Here is a 19,527-nt window from a genome sequence, read left to right as displayed (position 1 = left end):
GCCGGCGCTACCGGTCGGGCGAGTATCCTTGGCATCTTCAGTCGCGGCCTGCCGCGACCAGACATTCCGGTTGAATCCATGAGTGAGATCGTTTCGCAACAACCCCGTCCGGCGGCGCCCGCGCCGCGCCGCGCCAGCGTGGGCGTGCAGGTCGGCAAGGTCAAGGTAGGCGGCGGCGCCCCGATCGTGGTGCAGTCGATGACCAATACCGACACCGAGGACCCGGCCAGCACCGCGAAACAGATCGCCGAGCTGGCCCGCGCCGGCTCCGAGCTGGTGCGCATCACGGTGAACACGCCGGCCGCCGCGGCCGCGGTGCCGCGCATCGCCGAGCGGCTGGCGATGATGGGCGTGGACGTGCCCATCATCGGCGACTTCCACTACAACGGCCACCAGTTGCTGGAGCGCGAACCGGCCTGCGCCGAGGTGCTGGCCAAGTACCGCATCAACCCCGGCAACGTGGGTTTCGGCAAGAAGCACGAGAGCCAGTTCGCCTCGATCATCGAGAAGGCGCTGCGCCACGGCAAGCCGGTGCGCATCGGCGCCAACTGGGGCTCGCTGGACCAGGCCATGGTGGCTGCGCTGATGGACGAGAACGCGCAGCGCGCCGAACCCTGGGATGCCTCGCACGTGGCGCGCGAGGCGCTGATCCGCTCCGCGCTGGATTCGGCCGCGCGCGCCGAGGAACTCGGGCTGGCGCGCGAGCGCATCATCCTGTCGTGCAAGGTCTCCGGCGTGCAGGAACTGATCGCCGTATACCGCGACATCGCCGCGCGCTGCGACTACGCGCTGCACCTGGGCCTGACCGAGGCCGGCATGGGCTCCAAGGGCATCACCGCCTCGGCTGCCGCGCTGGCGGTGCTGCTGCAGGAAGGCATCGGCGACACCATCCGCATCTCGCTCACGCCCGAACCCGGTGCCTCGCGCACCGGCGAGGTGATCGTGGCGCAGGAGCTGTTGCAGACGATGGGTCTGCGCTCGTTCACGCCGCTGGTCACCGCCTGCCCGGGTTGCGGGCGCACCACCAGCGAGTTCTTCCAGGAACTGGCCAAGACCGTGCAGGAACACGTGCGCGAGCAGATGCCGCTGTGGCGGGTGAAATACGACGGCGTGGAGAACCTTACCCTGGCGGTGATGGGCTGCATCGTCAACGGGCCGGGCGAATCCAAGCACGCCAACATCGGCATCTCGTTGCCGGGCAACGGCGAGGCGCCGGCCGCGCCGGTGTTCATCGACGGCGAGAAGGCGATGACGCTGCGCGGCGACAACATCGCCAACGAGTTCGTCGACATCCTCGACGACTACGTGGCGCGCAAGTACGCCGCGCGCGCTAGCTGAAAGTCGTGCCGGGCTGCCACAGCCGCGGGCCGAGATCGGTCCAGCTGCCGACCTGCCCAGGTTGCGCGGCCAGCGTGCCGGCCTGCGCCAGGTAGTCCGCGCGCGCCATCTCGAACGCACCCAGGCTCAGCGTGTGGGCGTTGGCTACCTGCGCATCGAGCAGCGGGCAGCCCTGTTCGTGCAGCAGCCGCGCCAGCGCGATCAGTGCCACCCGCGAACCACCGCTCTCGGCGCTGAACATCGACTCGCCGCAAAACAGCTTGCCGACAGAAAGGCCGTAGACGCCGCCGACCAGGCGCTCGCCGTCCCAGGTCTCCACGCTGTGCGCGTAACCGAGCTGGTGCAGGTGGAGGTAGGCGTCGATCATGGCCGGTACGATCCAACTGCCCGAGCTGTTGTCGCGCGGCGCCGCGCAACCGCGGATCACCGCCTCGAACGCCCGGTCGATCGTCACCCGCCAGCGCTTGCCGGCGAGCTGGCGACGCAGGCTGCGGTTCGGCCGCAACGCGTCGGTGCGAAACACGCAGCGCGGGTCGGGCGACCACCACAGGATCGGTTCGCCCTCGCCGAACCAGGGGAAGATGCCTTGCCGGTAGGCGGCCAGCAGCCGGCCTGGCGACAGGTCGCCGCCGAAGGCAAGCAGGCCGTTCGGTTCGGCCAGTGCGCGGGAGGGATCGGGAAAGCGCTCCGGCGCGTCGGCATCGAGCAGGGGCAGGCGGATCATGGCGCAGCCTCGTCGTGCTGCGCGTACGGGCTGTGTTGCCGCAATTCTTCCGCGTAGGCATCCACCGCCGGTGCCTCGCGCGCCAGCGCGCTGGCCACCGCCGCGCGGAAGCCCGGGTGGGCGAGCCAGTGGCGCGACTGCGTGCGCGCGGGCAGGAAGCCGCGTGCCAGCTTGTGCTCGCCCTGCGCCCCGGGCTCGAAGCGATGCAGCCGCTGCACAATGGCGTACTCGATGCCGCGGTAATAGCAGAGTTCGAAATGCAGCCCGGGCACGTCGACCATGCTGCCCCAGTAACGACCGTAGAGCACGCCGTCGCCCTGCACGAACAACGCCATCGCCACGATCTCGCCGCCTGCGCGGGCCAGCGCGAGCTGTGCCAGCGGACCGAGTTCGCCGAGCTGCCGGAAGAAGGCGACGGTCAGCACCGCGTGGTTGCCCTTGTCGTCGAAGGTGGCTTCGTACAGCGCGTGCACGCGATTCCACTCGTGCTCGTCGAGCGTGTCGCCGCTGCGCCATTCGATCGCCAACCCGCTGGCGGCGACCTGGGTGCGTTCGCGCAGGATGTTCTTGCGCTTCTTGTGGGTCAGCGCGGCGAGGAAATCCGGGAAGTGGCGGTAGTCGCGGTTGTGCCAGTGGAACTGCACGTCCGAGCGGGCCAGCCAGTCGTCGCCGAACGCCGGCGCCTCCGTGGCGAGCAGGAAATTCGCGTGCACCGAGGACAGCCCCAGCCGCTTCGCCTCGGCGCGCATCGCCTCGACCAGCGCCTGCCGCAGCGCTGGCGTGTCGGCCAGCAGGCGCGGGCCGGGCACCGGCGAGTAGGGCACGCCGCAGAGCAGCTTCGGGTAGTACTCGCCGCCGGCGCGCTCCCACGCGCTGGCCCAGCTCCAGTCGAACACGAACTCGCCGTGCGAGTTGCCTTTCAGGTACAGCGGCGCGGCGGCCACCAGGCGATCGTGGTCGTACAGGCCCAGGTGGTGTGCCTGCCAGCCCCAGTCGGGACGGATGCAGCCGGTGTCTTCCAGCGCATGCAGGAACGCGTGCGACACGAACGGATTCGCCCCGCCGCGCAAATCGTCCCACGCCGCGGCAGGCAGTTCGGCGATCGCGTCGTGGAAGCGGATGTGCATGACTCGGCAGGTGCCGCAGGAGCCCGCTTGCGGGCGATGCTTCTGTTTTTTTCAATCCCGGCCAGAAGCATCGCCCGCGAGCGGGCTCCTGCGGGCAGGTCAGCCCGCCGGCGTCTGCTGGTCGAGCCAGCGTTCGGCGTCCAGCGCGGCCATGCAGCCGAAGCCGGCGGAGGTGATCGCCTGGCGATAGACGTGGTCGGCGACGTCGCCGGCGGCAAACACGCCGGGGATCGAGGTCATCGTGGCCATGCCGTTCTGGCCGCTGTGGATGCGGATGTAGCCGTCGTGCATGTCCAGCTGGCCGGCAAAGATGCCGGTGTTCGGGGTGTGGCCGATCGCCACGAAGAAGCCGGTGGCCGCGATGTCGCGGGTGGCGCCGGAGTTGACGTCCTTCACGCGCACGCCGGTGACGCCGGTGTCGTCGCCGAGCACCTCGTCGATGGTGTGGTTCCAGACCAGCTCGATCTTGCCCGCGGCCTCCTTCTCGAACAGCTTGTCCTGCATGATCTTCTCCGCGCGCAACTTGTCGCGGCGGTGCACCAGGTACACCTTGCGGCCGATGTTGGCCAGGTACAGCGCTTCCTCGACCGCGGTGTTGCCGCCGCCGATCACCACCACGTCCTGGTCGCGGAAGAAGAAGCCGTCGCAGGTCGCGCAGGCCGACACGCCCTTGCCCTTGAACTTCTCCTCGCTGGCGATGCCCAGGTACTTCGCGGTGGCGCCGGTGCTGATGATCAGCGCATCGGCGGTGTACTCGCCGGAGTCGCCGACCAGCCGGAACGGGCGCTGCTTGAGGTCGGCGGTGTGGATGTGGTCGAAGATCATCTCGGTGTGGAAGCGCTCGGCGTGCTCGGCCATGCGCTGCATCAGCGCCGGACCCTGCAGCCCCTCGACGTCGCCCGGCCAGTTGTCCACGTCGGTGGTGGTCATCAGCTGGCCGCCCTGCTGCAGGCCGGTGATCATGGTCGGCTTGAGATTGGCGCGGGCAGCGTACACCGCGGCGGTGTAGCCGGCAGGACCGGAGCCGAGGATCAGCAGGCGGCTGTGCTTGGGGGTGGGCATGGCAGGTATAATCCTTGGGTTTGCTGGTGGCTTGAGCGGCTATTCGCTGCAGCTGCAGCCGGGGTTTCACCGAAACCGGGCCTGCAGGTGGCAACAACGAATGCGACCCCCGGAGAATGGGGAATCCGCGTGGCTGATTCAAGTCGCCGGCAGATCAACGACACCACCGCGGCAGTTGCGCGATGGACTTTCCACGTGTTCCCACAGGATTCTTTTGCCATGCGTATCGGTATCCCCTCCGAAACCAAGACCCTCGAAGGTCGTGTCGCCCTTGTTCCCGCCGCTGCTGCCGACCTGGTGCGTCGCGGCCATGAGGTGTTCATCCAGGCCGGGGCCGGCCTGAAGAGCGGTTTTTCGGACGAGGCGTACGTCAACGCCGGCATCAAGATCGTGGCCGATGCCGCCGCGCTGTACGAGGCGGGCGAACTGATCGTCAAGGTGAAGGAGCCGATCGCCGGCGACCTGGCCCTGCTGAAGAAGCACCACTTGCTGTTCTGCTATCTGCACCTGGCGGCGGAGCCGGCGCTGACCCGCAGCCTGCTCGACATCGGCCTGACCGGCGTGGCGTTCGAGTCGGTGGAAGATCACGGCGGCCTGCCGCTGCTGCACCCGATGTCGGTGATCGCCGGGCGCATCGCCACCCAGTGCGGCACCACGCTGCTGCATCGTCCGCAGGGCGGCAAGGGCAAGCTGCTCGGCGGCATGGCCTCGACCCCGCGCGGCAAGGTGGTGGTGCTCGGTGCCGGCGCGGCCGGCGGCAATGCCGCGGCGCTGGCGGCGCAGGCCGGCGCCAACGTGGTGGTGTTCGACAAGCGTCAGGATCGCCTGGCCGAGATGATGGCGCTGGGCCCGAACGTCACCGCGCTGTACGCCTATGAATCCTCGGTGGCCGAGGAAGTGCGCGACGCCGACCTGGTCGTCGGCGCCGTGCTGATCCCCAGCGCCAAGGCGCCGCACGTGGTGACCGAGGCGATGGTCAAGTCGATGGAGCCGGGCAGCGTGCTGGTGGACATCGCGATCGATCAGGGCGGCTGCTTCGAGACTTCCCGGCCGACCACCTGGGAGCACCCCACCTACGACGTGCACGGCGTTACCCACTTCTGCGTCACCAACATGCCCGGCGCGGTGCCGCAGACCTCGTCGGTGGCGATCTCCGCGGCGATCCTGCCGTACGTGCAGCGCCTGGCCGGCGGCAACGCGTGGCGCGAGTTCGAGCCGCTCAAGGTCGGCATCAACATCGACGGCGGCAAGCTGGTACATCCGGCGCTGCAAGGTATGCTCTGACCCTGGTCACGAAGAAAGGGGCACCCCGGGTGGCGCGCGGCGCGAACGCAAGGCAACAACCCAAGGCAGGCCTCAGCGATGAGTTGAAACGCCGGCTGCGCGAAGCCGGCGCCCTGCTGCTGCTGCCGCTGGCGGTGTACCTCCTGGTATGCCTGTTCAGCTACGACCCGCATGACCCCAGCTGGACCAATGCCGGCCAGCTGGAGCATGCGCGCAACTTCGGCGGCACCGTCGGTGCCTACGTGGCCGATCTGCTGCGCTGGATCTTCGGCCTGGTGGCGTACTGCTTCCCGTTGCTGCTGTTGCTGCTCGGCGTGCAGGTGTTGCGCCAGCGCGGACAGCAACCGCAGCATCCGTGGGAACCGGCATTGCGGCTGGTCGGCTTCGTGTTCTTCTTCATCACCGGGCCGGCGCTGCTGTATCTGAACTTCGCGCAGGAGCCGGTGCAGCCGCAGGGCGTGGGCGGCATCATCGGCGTGTGGGTGGGCCATGCGGTGCTGTCGGCGTTCGGGTCCACCGGCGCGCCGTTGCTGCTGCTGGCGCTGTTCCTGATTGCGGTGACGCTGGCCACCGGGCTGTCCTGGTTCGGCGTGATGGACTGGACCGGCCAGGCCGTGCTGCAGCTGGCCGGCTGGCTGCGCGGCAAGCTGCGCGAGGCACCGCAACTGCTGGCCGCGCGCCAGGCGCGCAGCGAGCGCGAGGTGATCAAGAAGGCCGACGCGGTGAAGCAGGCCCGGCGCGAACCGGTGCGCATCGAGGCGGCGCCCGCGCCGGTGACCAAGAGCGAGCGCGCGCGGCTGGAGACGCAGATCCCGCTGTTCGCCGGCGCCGCCGCGCCGGGTGAACTGCCGCCGCTGTCGCTGCTCGACGAGGCGCCGGAGCAGGGGCCTGGCTATACCGAGGAAACGCTGGAAGTCCTCTCGCGCCAGGTCGAATTCAAGCTGAAGGATTTCAAGATCGACGTGAAGGTGGTCGGCGCCTATCCGGGGCCGGTGATCACCCGTTTCGAGATGGAGCCGGCGCCCGGCGTGCGCGGTTCGCAGGTGTCGAGCCTGGACAAGGACATCGCCCGCGGCCTGTCGGTGGTGAGCGTGCGCGTGGTCGACGTGATCCCCGGCAAGAACGTGATCGGGCTGGAGATCCCCAATACGCGCAAGCAGATCGTCTACCTGTCCGAGATCCTGCGTTCGGACAAGTACGACCAGGCGCGCTCGCCGCTGGCGCTGGCGCTGGGCAAGGACATCGGCGGCAAGCCGGTGGTGGTGGACCTGGCCAAGATGCCGCACCTGCTGGTGGCCGGCACCACCGGTTCGGGCAAGTCGGTGGCGGTCAACGCGATGGTGCTGAGCCTGCTGTACAAGGCCAGCCCCAAAGACGTGCGCATGATCATGATCGACCCGAAGATGCTGGAGCTCTCGGTGTATGAGGGCATCCCGCACCTGCTGGCGCCGGTGGTCACCGACATGAAGGAGGCCGCCAACGCGCTGCGCTGGTGCGTGGCCGAGATGGAGCGCCGCTACAAGCTGATGGCCGCCGTGGGCGTGCGCAACCTGTCCGGTTTCAACAAGAAGGTGAAGGACGCCGAGAACGCCGGCCAGCCTTTGCTCGATCCGCTGTTCCGGCCCAACCCGGACATGCCGGGCCTGGCGGCCGACCCGCTGGAGCCGCTGCCGAACATCGTGGTGTTCATCGACGAATTCGCCGACATGATGATGATCGTCGGCAAGAAGGTCGAGGAGCTGATCGCGCGCCTGGCGCAGAAGGCGCGTGCCGCCGGCGTGCACCTGATCCTGGCCACCCAGCGCCCGTCGGTGGACGTGATCACCGGCCTGATCAAGGCCAACATCCCCACCCGCATCGCGTTCCAGGTATCGAGCAAGATCGACTCGCGCACGATTCTCGACCAGTCCGGCGCGGAAGCGCTGCTGGGCCACGGCGACATGCTCTACCTGCCGCCGGGCACCGCCACGCCCGAGCGCGTGCACGGCGCCTTCGTCGACGACCACGAGGTGCACGGCGTGGTCGCCTGGCTGAAGTCGCAGGGCGGGCCCGACTACATCGAAGGCGTGCTGGAGGAGGTGCAGGCCACCAGCGACGGCAAGTTCATCAACGACTCCGGCCTGCCGCAGGACGGCGAGGAAGGCGGCGACGCCGACACCCAGCTCTACGACAAGGCCGTGGCGGTGGTCACGCAGACGCGCCGCGCCTCGATCTCGGGCGTGCAAAGGCATCTGCGCATCGGCTACAACCGCGCCGCGCGACTGGTCGAGCAGATGGAGGCCGACGGCGTGGTCAGCGCGCCGCAGCACAACGGCAACCGCGAGGTGCTGGCGCCGCCGCCGCCCAAGGATTGATCCGGTATCCCGCTGCCGGCGCAAAACCGGCATGATGCGCTCCTGCCGCGCACGCCGGGTCCGTGGATCGGACGCGCGACGGCCTTCATGATTGCTCTTGGACGCGTACGTCGGTCATGGTGTCGAACTTGCCGCAACACGATGGGAACGATGCCGCGTGGGCGTCGCTGGCCGGCGACGTCCATCGCCTGGTCCAGCAAAACCGCGCGCAGGACGCGCTGGCGATCGTCGAGCGATTCCTCGGCTCGACGCCGGATTGCCGGGTCGTCGAGCCGCTGCGGTTGCGCGCGCAGCTGTTGCTGTCGCTGGGGCGTCCGCGGCAGGCCGTGCCGGCGTTCGAAGTTGCGATGGCCGCCGCGCCCGGGGACGGGCGCATGCTGCTGGGGCTTGCCGTGGCGCACGGCGAAAGCGGCCAGCCCGAAGCAGCCGAGGTGGCGGCGCGCGGCGCACTCGCGCAGTCGCTCGACCATCCGCACGCGCATTACGTGCTGGCTCGCGCCCTGTTCGAACAGGATCGGTTCGTCGAGGCCGAAGCGGAGCTTCGTCAGGTCGTGGCGACGGCGCCGCAGCACCTTGCGGCGCATACCACGCTGGCCGAACTGGTGTGGATGCGCAGCGGCGACATGGATGCGGTGGCCATCGCGCTCGATGCGGGCAGCGACGCCCGCTCGCGCGTCGAGCTGCGCATGGTCAAGGCCCGGCTGTGGCGTCAGACCGGCGCGGCCGAACGGGCGTACGCCGAGCTTGCGCCGCTGCTCGAAGCGCACCCGCAGCACGCCGCGCTGCACGTACTGGCGGCGGAATGCGCGCTGCAACTGGACCCGCCCCGGGCGCTGGCGCTCATCACCCACGCGCTGCAACTGGAGCCGCGCAGCCGGGAGGCGCACCGCTTGCACGGCGACATCCTGCTCGCGGCCGGGCTGCCGGAAGCGGCGGCCAGCCTGGCCGGCCGACTGCTGGCGCTGGACCGCAACGACGTGTCCGCCTTCGCACTGCAGGCCGCGGCGTGGCATGCGCTGGGCGATCCGCGCTATCCGGCGTTGTACGACTACCCGCGGCTGGTGCGCTCCTGTCGCATCGACGTGCCACCGGGCTGGGCCAGTCTCGACGATTATCTGCACGACCTCGCGGCCAGCCTGCACGCACGGCACGACCCGTTGCAGGCGCACCCGCCCACGCAGTCGGCGCGCACCGGCACGCAGGTCGAGTTGCGGCCCGGCAGCCCCTCGGCGGATCGGGCGGTGCGGGCGTTTCCGACGGCGGTCGATGGCGCCATCCGCCGCTACATGGAGACGGTGATGGCCACGGGTGCCGACGCCTTTTCGCGGCGCGGCACCGGCCGCTATCGTTTCAGCGGCATGTGGTCGGTGCGGCTGAAGTCACAGGGGCACCATGCGAGCCATTTCCACGGCAAGGGCTGGATATCCTCGGCCTGTCACATCGAGGTGCCGGCGTCGCTGTCCGATGACGACCGCGGCGGATGGTTGAAGTTCGGCCACGAACTGCCGTCCGGATCGCCCCCCGGGCACTGCGTCAAGCCGGTGCCGGGCGTGCTTACCCTGTTCCCTTCGTGGATGTGGCATGGCACGGTGCCATTCGTGGCCGCTCCCGGCGACTACCGCCTGTCGGTCGCCTTCGACGTGGTTCCCGATTGACGCGGAAGCCTTTGATTAAGCCAGTGGATGACACACTTGTCTTTACCCATTCGGAAATGGCCATGACCCGCAATCGCATCATTCTCTGCATCGTCGCCCTGTCTGCCCTGGGCGTGGCTGGCCTCGCGCAGGCGGCCACCGGCCCGGCGCGGGCGCGGCTGGATGCATTCGCCACCGGCCTGCATTCGCTGACCGGGCATTTCAGCCAGACGCTGACCAACGTCAACGGCCAGGGCAGCAAGACCAGTTCCGGCACGCTGGCCCTGGAGGCGCCGCGGGAGTTCCGCTGGGACACCACCACGCCGTACAAGCAGACCATCGTCGCCGACGGCGGCCGGGTCTGGATGTACGACCCGGAGCTGGAGCAGGTCACCGTGCGCAGGCAGAGCACCGAGGAGGCGCACAGTCCCTTGACCGTGCTGACCGACCTCAAGCAGCTGGACAAGGAGTTCAACGCCAGCGAACGCGGCGAAAAGGACGGGCTCGCCTGGTTGCGGCTGACCTCCACCAGCAAAGACGCGCAGTTCGCCTGGGTCGACCTCGGTTTCGACGCGAACGGCCTGGCCCGGATGACCTTCCGCGACCAGCTCGGCGCGACCACCGAGATCCGTTTCTCGCAGTGGCAGCGCAACCCGGTGCTGCCGCCGGGCACGTTCAACTTCGTGCCGCCGGAGGGCGCCGACGTGATCGGCGACGTGCCGCAGATCAGCATCCAGCCGATCCGGGACTGAGCCGGCGATGGCCGTACTGCGGCAGTTGCCGCGCTGGGCGTGGATCGGTGGCGGCGTGCTGGCGTTCATCGCCGGCATCGTCAACGCGGCCGGTTACCTGGGCTTTCGCCACCAGGCAATCACCAACCTGACCGGATCGACCACCTTGCTCGGTGCATCGCTGGGCCTGGCGGACGGGCCGGAAGCGGTGCATTGGGGCCTGTCGGTGGCGGCGTTCGTGTTCGGTGCGCTGCTCAGCGGATTGATCGTGCAGCAGCAGACGCTGAAACTCGGCCGCCGCTACGGCGTGGCGCTGGTGCTGGAGTCGCTGCTGCTGTTTGCGGCAGTGCCGCTGCTGCATGCCAATGATTCGGCCGGCATCTACCTGGCCTCGATCGGCATCGGTTTGCAGAACGGCATGGCCAGCACGTACAGCGGCATGGTGTTCCGCACCACCCACGTCTCCGGCATGTTCACCGACCTGGGAATCTACATCGGCCAGCGGATGCGCGGCCTGCCGGTGGATGCGCTGCGCGTGGGCGTGTGCCTGCTGGTGGTGACCTGTTTCACCCTGGGCGGCACGGCCGGCGCGCTGTTGTTCCGCGCCATGGGCGAGCGCGCCCTGCTGGTGCCGGCCGCGCTGACCGGCCTGTGCGGCATGGGCTACGGCATCTACCGGCAATACACCTTGAGTCGGGGCACCGCGGGCGCCGATTGAGCGGGGATGTCAGCTGGCTACCGCGTAGCGGTTGCGGCCGTTGCGCTTGGCCTCGTACAGCGCCTTGTCCGCGCGCGACAGCCACTGCTCGATGGATTCACCCTGACGCAGCGCGGTGACGCCGATGCTCACCGTGACCTGGATCGGCCGATCCTGATAGCTGACGGCCGTGCCGGCCATGGCCGCGCAGATGCGCTCGGCGATCTCGCTGGCCTGCGCCACGCTGGTGTCGGGCAGGCACAGCACGAACTCCTCGCCGCCGTAGCGTCCGAGCAGGTCACCCTGCCGGCAATGGCGCTGGATCACCGCCACCGCGCCGCGGATCACGGCGTCGCCGGCGAGGTGGCCGTGAATGTCGTTGACCTGCTTGAAGCGGTCCAGGTCGAACAGCGCGATGCAGATGGATTGCTCGCGCGACCGTTCGCATTCCGCCTGGGCCAGCTCCAGGAAGCGGCGCCGGTTGTAGATGCCGGTGAGCCCGTCGGTGCTGGCCAGCTCGTCCAGGCGCCGGTTGGCGGCGCGCAGGTCGCGCGTGTGCTCGTTGATCTGTCGCTGCAGCTGCAGCGCCTGTCGGCGCAGGTAGAGCGTGCGCAGATGCACCAGCAGCACCACCAGGCCGATCAGCAGCGCGACCGCTGCCAGCTTGCTGTACCAGGTCTCGTACCAGCGGGGGGCGACCTTCACGAGCAGGCGGCTTTCGACCGTGCGCGGGTACATGCCCTGCGTGCTGGCGCGCAGATACAGCACGTAGTCGCCGTGCGCGAGGTTGGTGTAGTTCGCGCCGGGTTTGGCGCCGGCCGGGATGTCGACCCAGCCGTCGTCCAGGCCGGTCATGCGATAGCTGTACGAGGTTTCGCCGGGGGAGCGGTAATCCAGCAGGGAAAAGTCCACGCGCAGGTTGCGGTTGCGCTGGTCCAGCGTGATCGTGTCGCCGTCATGCGGCAGCTTGCCGAACGGCAGCGCCACCGCGCCGAGCACCGCGTGGGTGATCGCCAGCGGGGCGTCGTCGTTGTCGTCGATCTGGATGGCCGGGCGGATCACCGTCAGGCCACCCAGGCCACCGAACAGCAGCGAACCGTCGGGCGCGTGGGCGGCGGCGTCGGCATAGTGGTAGCTGCGGATGTGCAGGCCGTCGCGCGAGCTCAGGTTGCGCACCGCGTGGCTGCCGGCATCGACGCGCGCGACGCCGCTGGAGGTGCTGGCCCAGATGTGGCCCAGGCCATCGCTGAGCGCGCTGGTGACCTTGTCGCTGAGCAGGCCTTCGGCGACGCCGATGCTGGAAAAGCGCCACGGGTTCTTGCCGATGCTTTCGGCCAGCCCGCCGGAGGTGCTCACCCACAGGTGCCCTCGCGGGCCGGGCGTTGCCGCGCTCACCGAATCGCCGGGCAGGCTGGCCGGATCGCCCTCGCGATGGGTGAGCGTGCGGAAGCCGCGGCTGGCGCCGCTGTCGGGGGCGATGCTGATGCCGCGCGAGGTGCTGTACCACCATTCGTCGCCGACCTTGAGGATCTGCCGCACCGTGTTGCTGACCAGGCTGGTCGGGTCGTCCGGGTCGTGCCGGATGTGGTCCAGCACGCCGGTGCCGGTGTCGTAGCGGAACAGTCCGTCGTAGGTGCCGATCAGCAGGCGGTTGCCATCCATGCGCAGGCACAGCACCGGCGTATTCTCCAGTGCGGGCAGCACCGACGAGCTGATCTCGAACGTGTGCGGGTCCACCTTCGCCAGGCCCTGGGTGCCGACCCAGATCGAGCCGTCTGCCGCCTCGGCAAAGGACTGCACGTCGCGCAGCGTCTGCGTGCCGCCGAGCCGCAGGTGGCGCATCTGCCCGGCGCGCAGATCGATCACGTCGATGCGGCCGGCGCTCAGGCCGATCCAGACCAGCCCGCGACTGTCCACGTAGACGCCGCGCACGCTGGTGTCGCTGAGCATGTTCGATTCCAGCGGCGATGGCAGCACCGAGAACGCGCCGCGGTCGCCCAGATAGGCGCGGGCCAGGCCCAGGTCGGTGGCCGCCCACAGGTTGCCGGCGCGGTCGTGCAGTAATGCGCGCACGGCGTCGCCGGGCAGCGAGGAGGGCACCGCCGGATCGTGCTCGATCCGCTGCAGCGAGGCGTCGCCGGGGCGGTAGGCCAGCACGCCGCTGCCGTCGGTGGCGATCCACATGGTGCCCGGCGCGGCCTCTTGGAAGTCGCGCACGGTGGCGTGCTGGGCGCCCTTGCGATAGCCGCTGAACTGCGGCACCGGATGCCAGTTTCCGTGCGGGCCGCGGTACACCGCGCCGGCCTGGCCGCTGCCGATCCACAGGCGCCCGGCGCTGTCCTCGTCGATGGCCCAGATCTGGTTCTCCAGCACGGTGGCCACCACGGCGTCGCCGGGCGGCGCGGGGCGCTCGAAGCGATCGCTGCCTGCGTGCCGCACGAACAGGCCCTCGTTGTTGCCCAGCCACAGGTTGCCCGCACGGTCCTGCATCACGCTGAAGTTGCGCGGCGCGGTGTCGCTGCCGGTGTCGACGTGGCGGATCGCGTTGTTGCGCAGGTCGAGATGGTCCAGGCCCTGTTCGGTGGCCACCCACACGCCGCCGGCGTGGTCGTCGGCGAGGGCGAAAATCTTGCGGTCGGAGATGCCGTCCGGGCCGCCGGGATAGACGCGGAAGGTGTTGGTCGCCGGATCGAAGCGCACCAGGCCGCCGGCGTTGGTGCCGATCAGCATGCCGCCGTCGGGCAGGGCCAGCAGGCAGCGCACGTAGGCGTCGGGCAGGCCCTTGACAGGTTCGCCGCGGACGTCGAACAGCTGGGTGCGGTAGCCGTCGTAGCGGGCCAGCCCGACCATCGTGCCCACCCACAGCAGGCCTTCGCGATCCTGCGCCAGCGCGGTGACGATGGCCGGCGGGAATCCTTCCGCACTGGATACCTTGTCGAACCACGGCGACTCGAACGGCGCCCACGGATCGACCGGAGAAGCCGGAGCAGCCATGCCCGCGCCAGCCCGGAGCAACAGCAGCAGCGCTCCCAGCAGGCCCAGCAACGGGCAGCGCAAGGGCTGCCGCTTCACCCCGGCCATCCATGCCGGCACGGCAAGGCGCCGGGCCGCTGCGCGCGTCCGGTTTTCGTGGTGTGGTCAATGATTCCGTGCACGATCACGTTCTGGTTGTCCCCCGCCACGCCCGGTCGCATCGGCTAGACAACGCGGGCGACGCCATGATACCGGCATGCACTGCGTTTCGGCAGGCGGGTGCCGCGAGTGCATGCTTTATCATCGGCGCATGAATCCTCCCGTTGCCCCGGCCGGCTCCGGCCTGTTCGCCGAGCCCGACGCGCTCAAGCCCCTGGCCGAACGCATGCGCCCGCGCAGCCTCGACGAAATCGTCGGCCAGCAGCGTCTGGTCGGCCCGGACCAGGCGCTGCGCCGCGCGCTGGAGGCCGGCAAGATCCATTCGATGGTGCTGTGGGGCCCGCCCGGCTGCGGCAAGACCACGCTGGCGCTGCTGGTGGCGCGTTACGCCGAGGCGGATTTCCGTGCGATCTCCGCCGTGCTGTCCGGCCTGCCTGACGTGCGCAAGGCGCTGGCCGAGGCCGAGGTGAACTTCGCGCAGGGCCGCCGCACCGTGTTGTTCGTGGACGAGGTGCACCGCTTCAACAAGACCCAGCAGGATGCGTTCCTGCCGCACATCGAGCGTGGCGTGATCATCTTCATCGGTGCCACCACCGAGAACCCCTCGTTCGAACTTAACTCCGCGCTGCTGTCGCGCTGCCGCGTGCATGTGCTGGAGCCGGTTTCCACCGCCGACATCATCGCCGCGCTGAAACGCGCGCTGGCCGACAGCGAGCGCGGCCTCGGCGAACTGCAATTGCAGGTGTCCGACGAATCGCTCGATTCGATCGCCCAGGCCGCCGATGGCGACGTGCGCCGCGCGCTGACCCTGCTGGAAATCGCCGCCGAACTGGCGCACGAGCGCACCATCGACGAGGCCACGCTGAGCCAGGTGCTGGCCGACCGCACCCGTCGCTTCGACAAGCAGGGCGAGCAGTTCTACGACCAGATCTCGGCGCTGCACAAATCCGTGCGCTCGTCCGACCCCGACGCCGCCGTGTACTGGCTGTGCCGCATGCTCGATGGCGGCGTCGATCCGCTGTATCTCGCCCGCCGCATGACCCGCATGGCGGTGGAGGATGTCGGCCTGGCCGAGCCGCGCGCTTGGCGCATGGCGCTGGACGCGTGGGACACCTACGAGCGCCTGGGCAGCCCCGAAGGCGAACTGGGCCTGGCCCAGCTGGCGATCTGGCTGGCCATCTCGCCCAAGAGCAACGCCGCCTACATGGCCTACAACAAGGCCCGCGACGCGGTACGCAAGGGCGGCACGCTGGAAGTGCCGATGCACTTGCGCAACGCGCCCACCAAACTGATGAAGGGCCTCGGCTACGGCAAGGGCTACCAGTACGACCACGACGCCGAAGGCGGCATCGCGCTGGACCAGCAGTGCCTGCCCGACGCGCTCGTCGGCACGGTGTTCTACGAACCGGTCGAACGCGGCCTGGAACTGCAACTGCGCGAAAAACTGCTGGCCCTGCGTGCCGCCCGCGAAAAAGCCCGCAATCCGTAGGAGCCCGCTCGCGGGCGATGCTTTTCTTTCGGGTTCGGGATTCGGGATTCGGGATTCGCAAGAGCATCGCCCGCGAGCGGGCTCCTGCCGCGTACGCCCTTGCCGCACGCGCTTTCCCGACCTAGATTGGCTCAACCAACCGGGGGAGGGATGAACCATGCGCGTACTGGTGGCGGGTCTGATCGGCGGCATCGTGATGTTCCTCTGGGGCGTGGCCGCGCACATGGCGCTGGGGCTGGGCAGTGTCGGCATCCACCAGCCGCTCAACGAGAACGCGGCGCTGAGCGGGCTGCAGGAAGGGCTTGGCGATCAACCAGGGGTGTACCTGCTGCCCTCGCTCGATCCCAAGCAGATGGGCGACGCGGCCGTGGTGCGCGCCTATTCGATCAAGGCTGTGCGCTCGCCGTACGCCTGGGTGGTGTACCAGCCGCGCGGCACCGACATGATGCAGATGGGCCCGCAGATCGGGCGGCAGTGGGCATCCGACACGCTGGCGTCGCTGGCGCTGGCCTTCGTCATGGGGCTGGCCGTGGTGGGCTTCCGTCGCCGCGTGGCGATTGCCGCTGCGGCGGCCGTGTTTGCCTGGCTCAGCAGCATGCTCCCGTACTGGAACTGGTACCGCTTCCCGCTCGATTTCACGCTCGCCGCCCTGGCCGAGCAACTGATCGGCTGGCTGCTCGCCGGTGCCGCGATGGCGTGGTGGCTGGGTCGCGGCGAGCGCTCGTCGAACCGTTCCCCCTGAGCGTAGGCGAGTAGCGCCGCACGCGGGGTGCGGCCAGGGATGGCCGCGGCTTTGAGGAGCGAGGAAGTCGAAGGCCGCCAAAAGCAGGGACGTGGCCGCATTCATTGCGGCCACCGGCCACGCGCAGCGATAATTCGCGGTTCAAGCCGTTACCTGGACCTCGCTCATGCTCGATCCCGCCCTGCTGCGTTCGCATCTGGCCGAAACCGCCGCACGCCTCGCCGAAACCCGCGGCTACATGCTGGACGTGGCCGCCGTCGAGGCGCTGGAGAGTTCGCGCAAGCAGTTGGCGATGGAGACGCAGGAGCTGCAGAACCTGCGCAACACCCGCTCCAGGGCGATCGGCCAGGCCAAGGCGAAAGGCGAGGACGTGGCACCGCTGATGGCCGAGGTCGCCGGCATCGGCGACAAGCTCAAGGCCAACGAGCAGGCCCTCGGCGACGTGCAGGCGAAACTTGCCGAGATCGCGCTGGGCATCCCCAACATTCCGGATGCCTCAGTACCGCTGGGCAAGGACGAAAAGGACAACGTCGAAGTCAGCCGCTGGGGCACGCCACGCGAGTTCGCGTTCGCGGTGAAGGACCACGTCGAACTGGGCGAGCGCCACGGCTGGCTCGACGGTGACGCCGGCGCCAAGCTCTCCGGCGCGCGCTTCACCGTGCTGCGCGGCCAGCTCGCGCATCTGCACCGCGCGCTCGGCCAGTTCATGCTCGACCTGCACACCGGCGAGCACGGCTATCTGGAATGCAACCTGCCGGTGATCGTCAACGCCGACACCATGCAGGGCACCGGCCAGCTGCCGAAGTTCGAAGAAGACCTGTTCGCCACCGAAGTCGGCGAGACCAAGCGCTACCTGATCCCCACCGCCGAAGTTTCGCTGACCAACCTGGTGCGCGACACCATCCAGGACGCCGACGCGCTGCCGCTGCGCATGACCGCGCACACGCTGTGCTTCCGCGCCGAGGCCGGCAGCTACGGCCGCGACACCCGTGGCATGATCCGCCAGCACCAGTTCGAGAAAGTGGAAATGGTGCACATCGCCCGCGCCGACCAGTCCCGCGCGCAGCTGGAGGAGATGGTCGGCCACGCCGAGACCGTGCTGCAGAAGCTCGGCCTGCCATACCGCAAGATGCTGTTGTGCACCGGCGACATGGGCTTCGGCGCGGCCAAGACCTACGACCTGGAAGTGTGGCTGCCCAGCCAGCAGACCTACCGCGAAATCTCCAGCTGCTCCAACTGCGTGGACTTCCAGGCCCGCCGCCTGCAGGCCCGCGTGCGCAACCCCGAAACCGGCAAGCCCGAACTGGTGCACACGCTCAACGGTTCCGGCCTCGCCATCGGCCGCACCCTGATCGCCGTGATGGAAAACAACCAGAACGACGACGGCTCGATCACCATCCCCGAAGCACTGCGCCCGTACATGGCTGGGCTCGACCGCATCGCATGAACACGCCGGCGCCCGCACGCGGCAACTGGGGCAGGGTGGAGTTCTACACCAGCTTCTTCCTGCTGCTGGTGCTGGCCGGCGTGATCGCCACCCGCCTCGGCTTCGACGGCGTCTGGCACCTGCCCACCGTGGACCTCGATCTCTCGATGGTCGCGCTGGCGCTCGTCCTCGCCAGCTTCTGGTTCGCCCGCCACAGCCGCCGCCGGCGCCTCGCCATCATCGCCTTCGCCAGCGCCACCCAACTGGTGCCGATGGTCGTGCGCGAACCAGTGCTGCTGCTGCCGCTGCTCGGCGCCCTGATCCCGGTGGCGATCCTGGTCGGCTGCCTGGTGGCGCTGTCGAGAAAAAAGCCCAAGCCGCTGTAGGAGCGTACTCGTGCGCGATGCCCTTCGTCACGCCACCGAAAAACATCGCGCGCAGAGTGCGCTGCTACAAAGTCCCGGCGCGCCTTCCGCGGCATCCATTGCAACGTTCCTGATAGCATGTGCACCCCGCACAACTTCCCACCGTTCACCCTGAGCGTAGCGAAGCGAAGTCGAAGGGCCAGAGTTCCCAGAGCGACAGTTGGCGGGAAAATTTTTCGGAGAGATGGCCGAGCGGTTTAAGGCAGCAGTCTTGAAAACTGCCGTAGTGGCAACACTACCGTGGGTTCGAATCCCACTCTCTCCGCCAGAAAAGCAAAACGCCCCGAGTGGGGCGTTTTCCTTTTCTGGCGGTGATGGCAGGAATGAGAACCCACTGGTTATTCGGCGCATCCTGCACCTCACCCTTCGGTCCGTCGGCTTCGCCGACGTTCGCTCTGGCATCCTGCCTCCGCAGTCGGCGAATTCGCCGGGAGCGAATTCGGGCAGCCGCAGGCAGGCCCCGCAGTGCGCAGCGCGAAGGGGTTTGGCCCATGGATGGGCCCAACAATCCCCGCGGACGGCACGCAACAGCGCAATGTAATGACCCAGTGATTTTCTGCTCAGGTGCCAACTTTTTACGGAGAGCACGATGAGCCAAGTGATGGAAGAAGAGATCAAGCGTTGAACGGCGTCCGCTACGCTCTCAGCCCTTGCGCCGCGCCGCCATCATCATTGGCTACGATGAAACCGTCACAGGGGGCAGCATGACCACGCTATCCGATCGCTTCAGCCAGGCCGTTGACTACGCCCGCATCGCCCACGCCGCGCAGGTGCGCAAGGGCTCGAACATCCCGTACCTCTATCACCTGCTCGGCGTGGCCAGCCTGGTGATCGAGTTCGGCGGTAACGAAGACCAGGCCATCGCCGGCCTGCTGCACGACACCATCGAGGATTGCGGTACCGGGCATGAGGCGGCGATCCGCAAGCAATTCGGTGATGCCGTCGCCAACATCGTGGTGGACTGCACCGATGGCACCGCCGAAGGCAAGGCCAGCCACACCGATCCGGAAGCCAGACGCCGCGACTGGATCGAGCGCAAACTCGCCTACCTCGCACACCTGAAACAAGCCCCGGACGCCACGCTGCTTGTCTCCGCCTGCGACAAGCTGCATAACGCCCGCGCCATCGTCCAGGACCTGGAAGATCCCGAAGTTGCCACGCGCGTATTCGATCGGTTCACCGGCGGACGCGACGGGACCTTGGGCTACTACCAGGCGCTGGTAGAAATCTTCTCGAGTCGTGGCACGAAGGTCGCCAGGGTGCTCGACAGCACGGTGGACCTGATGCATGCGCTGGCAGGCGCGGGGGAACGCAAGGCGCTTGCTGGCTGATTCGCCGGCTTGGACCCGCGGCATTTGACCG

The 19,527-nt window shown here is 68.6% G+C and carries 15 protein-coding genes and 1 tRNA gene; 12 read left to right on the top strand and 4 right to left on the bottom strand.

From position 1 onward, the window contains the following. Window positions 1–78: 78 nt before the first annotated feature. Window positions 79–1,338, top strand: a complete 1,260-nt coding sequence (gene ispG, locus ACVCL9_RS05770) for a flavodoxin-dependent (E)-4-hydroxy-3-methylbut-2-enyl-diphosphate synthase (protein WP_447098791.1) — start codon at window positions 79–81, stop codon at window positions 1,336–1,338. Here ispG and aat read toward each other — a convergent pair. The 3 genes from aat to trxB form a co-directional block, all read right to left on the bottom strand. Continuing rightward, window positions 1,331–2,062, bottom strand: coding sequence for a leucyl/phenylalanyl-tRNA--protein transferase (aat, locus tag ACVCL9_RS05765; protein ID WP_447098792.1), 732 nt, complete (start codon window positions 2,060–2,062; stop codon window positions 1,331–1,333). The genes ispG and aat overlap by 8 nt on opposite strands. Then, window positions 2,059–3,189 carry a GNAT family N-acetyltransferase gene (locus ACVCL9_RS05760; RefSeq protein ID WP_447098793.1) on the bottom strand — a complete coding sequence of 377 codons (1,131 nt, stop codon included), beginning with the start codon at window positions 3,187–3,189 and terminating at the stop codon, window positions 2,059–2,061. The genes aat and ACVCL9_RS05760 overlap by 4 nt, the downstream gene beginning before the upstream one ends. Window positions 3,190–3,288: 99 nt before the next feature. Next, window positions 3,289–4,251 (bottom strand): thioredoxin-disulfide reductase, encoded by a 963-nt coding sequence (trxB, locus tag ACVCL9_RS05755; protein ID WP_395118732.1) that lies wholly within the window; start codon window positions 4,249–4,251, stop codon window positions 3,289–3,291. 219 nt (window positions 4,252–4,470) lie between these two features. Here trxB and ald point away from each other — a divergent pair, with 219 nt between their 5' ends. The 5 genes from ald to ACVCL9_RS05730 all read left to right on the top strand — a co-directional run bounded on the left by ald (window position 4,471) and on the right by ACVCL9_RS05730 (window position 10,972). Further along, on the top strand, window positions 4,471–5,535 hold the full coding sequence (gene ald / locus ACVCL9_RS05750; RefSeq protein WP_447098794.1) for an alanine dehydrogenase: 1,065 nt from the start codon (window positions 4,471–4,473) through the stop codon (window positions 5,533–5,535). 29 nt (window positions 5,536–5,564) lie between these two features. Beyond that, entirely contained in the window at window positions 5,565–7,889 is a 2,325-nt protein-coding gene (locus ACVCL9_RS05745) for a DNA translocase FtsK (RefSeq protein WP_447098795.1), read from the top strand. Window positions 7,890–8,017: 128 nt separating this feature from the next. Continuing rightward, entirely contained in the window at window positions 8,018–9,544 is a 1,527-nt protein-coding gene (locus tag ACVCL9_RS05740; protein WP_447098796.1) for a tetratricopeptide repeat protein, read from the top strand. Between the two features lie 62 nt (window positions 9,545–9,606). Next, entirely contained in the window at window positions 9,607–10,275 is a 669-nt protein-coding gene (gene lolA, locus ACVCL9_RS05735) for an outer membrane lipoprotein chaperone LolA (protein ID WP_447098797.1), read from the top strand. Between the two features lie 7 nt (window positions 10,276–10,282). Next, complete coding sequence (locus ACVCL9_RS05730; protein WP_447098798.1) at window positions 10,283–10,972, top strand: YoaK family protein; 690 nt, start codon at window positions 10,283–10,285, stop codon at window positions 10,970–10,972. Between the two features lie 9 nt (window positions 10,973–10,981). Here ACVCL9_RS05730 and ACVCL9_RS05725 read toward each other — a convergent pair whose 3' ends face one another. Continuing rightward, on the bottom strand, window positions 10,982–14,023 hold the full coding sequence (locus ACVCL9_RS05725) for a ligand-binding sensor domain-containing diguanylate cyclase (RefSeq protein ID WP_447098799.1): 3,042 nt from the start codon (window positions 14,021–14,023) through the stop codon (window positions 10,982–10,984). 211 nt (window positions 14,024–14,234) lie between these two features. Between ACVCL9_RS05725 and ACVCL9_RS05720 the strand changes: the two genes are divergently transcribed. From ACVCL9_RS05720 to ACVCL9_RS05695, 6 genes are all read left to right on the top strand, one after another. Beyond that, window positions 14,235–15,572 carry a replication-associated recombination protein A gene (locus ACVCL9_RS05720; RefSeq protein ID WP_447098800.1) on the top strand — a complete coding sequence of 446 codons (1,338 nt, stop codon included), beginning with the start codon at window positions 14,235–14,237 and terminating at the stop codon, window positions 15,570–15,572. Between the two features lie 157 nt (window positions 15,573–15,729). After that, window positions 15,730–16,314, top strand: a complete 585-nt coding sequence (locus tag ACVCL9_RS05715) for a hypothetical protein (protein WP_447098801.1) — start codon at window positions 15,730–15,732, stop codon at window positions 16,312–16,314. Between the two features lie 166 nt (window positions 16,315–16,480). Continuing rightward, the gene (serS, locus tag ACVCL9_RS05710; protein WP_447098802.1) at window positions 16,481–17,761 is read left to right on the top strand and encodes a serine--tRNA ligase; all 1,281 of its coding nucleotides are present in this window, start codon (window positions 16,481–16,483) and stop codon (window positions 17,759–17,761) included. Next, entirely contained in the window at window positions 17,758–18,126 is a 369-nt protein-coding gene (locus tag ACVCL9_RS05705; RefSeq protein WP_447098803.1) for an LrgA, read from the top strand. Before serS ends, ACVCL9_RS05705 begins: the two co-directional genes overlap by 4 nt. A gap of 217 nt (window positions 18,127–18,343) precedes the next feature. Continuing rightward, window positions 18,344–18,433: transfer RNA gene (locus ACVCL9_RS05700), tRNA-Ser, on the top strand. A 436-nt stretch (window positions 18,434–18,869) separates the two neighbouring features. After that, the gene (locus tag ACVCL9_RS05695; protein WP_447099453.1) at window positions 18,870–19,496 is read left to right on the top strand and encodes an HD domain-containing protein; all 627 of its coding nucleotides are present in this window, start codon (window positions 18,870–18,872) and stop codon (window positions 19,494–19,496) included. The last annotated feature ends 31 nt before the right edge of the window (window positions 19,497–19,527 follow it).

The organism is Rhodanobacter sp. UC4438_H5 (genome assembly GCF_052978405.1).
The sequence above is the reverse complement of the archived record's forward strand: the minus strand, read 5'-3'. Positions and strand labels throughout refer to the sequence as shown.

Coding starts and splice junctions, on each gene's coding strand:
- ispG (WP_447098791.1), top strand. CDS start 79: ATGAGTGAGATCGTTTCGCAACAACCCCGTCCGGCGGCGCCCGCGCCG.
- aat (WP_447098792.1), bottom strand. CDS start 2,062: ATGATCCGCCTGCCCCTGCTCGATGCCGACGCGCCGGAGCGCTTTCCC.
- ACVCL9_RS05760 (WP_447098793.1), bottom strand. CDS start 3,189: ATGCACATCCGCTTCCACGACGCGATCGCCGAACTGCCTGCCGCGGCG.
- trxB (WP_395118732.1), bottom strand. CDS start 4,251: ATGCCCACCCCCAAGCACAGCCGCCTGCTGATCCTCGGCTCCGGTCCT.
- ald (WP_447098794.1), top strand. CDS start 4,471: ATGCGTATCGGTATCCCCTCCGAAACCAAGACCCTCGAAGGTCGTGTC.
- lolA (WP_447098797.1), top strand. CDS start 9,607: ATGACCCGCAATCGCATCATTCTCTGCATCGTCGCCCTGTCTGCCCTG.
- ACVCL9_RS05730 (WP_447098798.1), top strand. CDS start 10,283: ATGGCCGTACTGCGGCAGTTGCCGCGCTGGGCGTGGATCGGTGGCGGC.
- ACVCL9_RS05720 (WP_447098800.1), top strand. CDS start 14,235: ATGAATCCTCCCGTTGCCCCGGCCGGCTCCGGCCTGTTCGCCGAGCCC.
- ACVCL9_RS05715 (WP_447098801.1), top strand. CDS start 15,730: ATGCGCGTACTGGTGGCGGGTCTGATCGGCGGCATCGTGATGTTCCTC.
- serS (WP_447098802.1), top strand. CDS start 16,481: ATGCTCGATCCCGCCCTGCTGCGTTCGCATCTGGCCGAAACCGCCGCA.
- ACVCL9_RS05705 (WP_447098803.1), top strand. CDS start 17,758: ATGAACACGCCGGCGCCCGCACGCGGCAACTGGGGCAGGGTGGAGTTC.
- ACVCL9_RS05695 (WP_447099453.1), top strand. CDS start 18,870: ATGACCACGCTATCCGATCGCTTCAGCCAGGCCGTTGACTACGCCCGC.